General features: G+C 36.8%; 3 protein-coding genes. All 3 read left to right on the forward strand.

Translation table 11 applies throughout. The annotated features are described in order from the left end of the window. The first annotated feature begins 267 nt into the window (after positions 1 to 267). Positions 268 to 681 (forward strand): hypothetical protein, encoded by a 414-nt coding sequence (locus Q0X89_RS13025; protein WP_297694865.1) that lies wholly within the window; start codon positions 268 to 270, stop codon positions 679 to 681. Then, positions 621 to 1,550, forward strand: a complete 930-nt coding sequence (locus Q0X89_RS13030; protein WP_297694867.1) for an IS3 family transposase — start codon at positions 621 to 623, stop codon at positions 1,548 to 1,550. The genes Q0X89_RS13025 and Q0X89_RS13030 overlap by 61 nt, the downstream gene beginning before the upstream one ends. A gap of 703 nt (positions 1,551 to 2,253) precedes the next feature. Then, on the forward strand, positions 2,254 to 2,883 hold the full coding sequence (locus Q0X89_RS13040; protein ID WP_297694869.1) for an adenylate/guanylate cyclase domain-containing protein: 630 nt from the start codon (positions 2,254 to 2,256) through the stop codon (positions 2,881 to 2,883). The last annotated feature ends 132 nt before the right edge of the window (positions 2,884 to 3,015 follow it).

The raw sequence follows: 3,015 nt of genomic DNA on the forward strand, positions 1-3,015 counted from the left end.
TTGGCGGCGTTCTCCTGATCGATCCTGTGCTCTTGCGATGGTTCATTAAGATCTTGGAATAAATTGAAATTTAAGCGAAATAAAACACGAACCGACAACAATAGCTATTCGTCTATGCCAGCGGAGCTTGCCCACGGCAAATTCACTGCAAGCCAACACACTCGGCGAATTTGCTGGCACAGCGTATAGCCGACCGTTGGCAGTAATTAAAAACATGTCTCGTACTGAAATAGGGTTACAGTAAATCACTTAAAAAACTGTAACTCAATGAAAAAGTCGAACAAAAAAATCTCCACAAATTCGAAGAAAAAGAGAACTTACAACAAGTACTCTTACGCCCTGAAAAGAAAAATTGTTAATGACATTTTAAAAGGCATTTTATCCAAAGAAGAAGCTATGCTTCGCTATGGAATTAGATCTCGTCAATCCATTAATTATTGGTTATCTAAATTTGGTTTGTTAAATTACCGTACAGAAAAAAACTATGGTATGAAACAATCACCGGAAGAAAAAATCAAAGAACTCGAAGCCAGAATTGAAGAACTGGAAAATGCTAAAATCGTCCTTAATCTCGCTATAGATATAGCAGATGAAGAGTTTGGAACACAGATCAGAAAAAAGTGCTTACCTCAGTCGTTGGCCGCATCAAAGAAGCACAAGACAGGAAAAAATCTAAAATAATCATAGATTTTATTTGCCAATCACTGGGGTTTAAATCCAGACAAGCTTTCTACAAACGTAAACGTAGAGCTGCTAAAAATGCTAAAGAAGAAGCACGAGTTTTGGAGTTAACTAAAATCGTTCGACACCAACAATATCGCGTTGGTACCGGCAAACTCTATGATGACATTAAGCCTTTTTTAGAAAACGAAGACATAAAAATGGGGCGTGATAAGGTACATAAATGCCTCAAAAAGAACGATTTAACCATCAAACCTAAGAAAAAATACAAGACGACTACAGATTCTAAACATATTTTTTGGAAATATAAAAACCGCATTAAAGACCTTAATCTTACTCGGCCAGAACAAGTGTTTGTCAATGACATTACTTACATCAGAGTCCGTGATCAGTTTGCCTATTTGTTTTTGGTTACAGATGCCTACTCAAAGAAAATCATGGGCTGGACCATCAATTACACGATGAAAGTAAAGGACGCTACTAAAGCTATCCTCATGGCTCATCGCAACCGAAGATTTAAAAATGAAGTGTTCCACCATTCAGATCGAGGGATACAATACTGTACACCTAGTTACATTAAATACATCGAGAAAAAAGGGATGATCCCTTCCATGACAGAAGATTTACACGTATACGAAAATGCAGTGGCCGAAAGAGTAAATGGTATCCTCAAAGGAGAATTTGATATAGATATTGCCTTCGCCTCGCTAAAAGAAGCCAGAGCTGTTATTGATCAATCAATCCACATTTACAACAATAAACGAAGGCATTTATCACTGCACAAACTGACACCTAATTTTGTCCACTTTAATCCTGGTATCAAAATTAAAACCTACAAGAGAACAAAGGAAAATATGGAAAATTCTTAACTTCATTTGTGTAACCCTATTTCAGGATAAGACAAGCAATCAATAATCTAAAGAAAAAAAGAAGAACCAAATGTCAATTGATGATAAAAGCGAATTTCGATTCTTACATAGTATGGTTGACATTGGCGCTAATAAAGGCTTTTCTATCACTGAAATCAGGTATCTACGAGTAACGAATATTGCATCAATTCTAGGTGCAATATTTAATGCAATTTGGATGCTAATTTCAATTTATCTCACTGACTCCCCAATAATTTACGGAAGCAATGCATTTTTGGGATTGATGTTTCTTGGTGGTTCGGCCGGATCGACTGCTGGTGGGATCAAGATCGTAAGGCATATAATAATGATAAAAAATCGGGTACTGGCTACCATATGGCTTACAATTACATCGTATATATCGGTTCTCTTATTTCTATATTTGTTGGGATATTCGTCAGGTGTTGCGGTCATTTGTTTCTTAATAATTATCCTACCCTACATGACTTTTCCCCGAAAGGCAAGAAAATTAGCTCATGGTTTTAGTATACTGGCTTGTTTGACGTTGATTGCTACTGTATTACTTCAATCAAATATTAGTGCTCATTATGATGAAGTAGATCCCTATTTATCACAAGTAGTCAATATCAGTATAACTGGATTCATTTGTCTCGCACTTATATGGAGTTTGTCTGTTCTAATTGATAGATCAGAGGAATCCTTAATGGCTGAACAGAAAAAATCAGATGATCTACTGCATAATATTCTACCGGTAAATGTAGCGAAGGATCTAAAAGAAACCGGTAGAACAATTCCCCAAAGGCACAAGAATGTGACTATACTATTTACTGACTTCAAAGGTTTTACGGAGTTAGTAGCATCCATTTCAGAAATCACTTTAGTTAATGAGCTCAATGACATTTTTGGAAGGTTCGATGAAATCGTTGAGGAGGCGGGAGTTGAAAAAATTGAAACAATTGGTGATGCATATGTCGCTGCATCTGGCCTTGGAGATGGGGTAGCTGAACATGCTATTAATTGCATTAAAGCCGCACAACAAATGCTATACTACCTTGAGGAAAGGAATCGAAAACATGAAATAAAGTGGAGAATGAGAGTTGGGATACATTCCGGACCTATTGTGGCTGGAGTAGTAGGAAAGAAAAAATTCAGATATGATCTTTTTGGAGATACAATTAATACGGCAAGTAGGATGGAGTCATCAGGAGAACCTGGCAAAATAAATATTTCAGGACCGACTTATCAACTTGTCAAAAATGACATCGATTGCGAATACAGAGGGGAAATTCATGCTAAGGGAAAAGGAGAAATGGAAATGTACTTTGTAAAATAAACTGTAGCTAACAATGTGTATGTCGTTCAGTGCTCCCAAAAGGTCGCACCGCCGCATACACGAGCCGTTAGCTTCAATTCAAGAAATGTCTCGTACTGAAATACAAAATTTATAATAAACTCACTCCTCCTC

Origin of the sequence: uncultured Eudoraea sp. (assembly GCF_947258525.1) — a bacterium.
Lineage (GTDB): Bacteria > Bacteroidota > Bacteroidia > Flavobacteriales > Flavobacteriaceae > Eudoraea.

Bases quoted from the DNA above. Each gene is read 5' to 3' on its own strand.
- Q0X89_RS13025 (WP_297694865.1), top strand. From the start codon at position 268: ATGAAAAAGTCGAACAAAAAAATCTCCACAAATTCGAAGAAAAAGAGA.
- Q0X89_RS13040 (WP_297694869.1), top strand. From the start codon at position 2,254: ATGGCTGAACAGAAAAAATCAGATGATCTACTGCATAATATTCTACCG.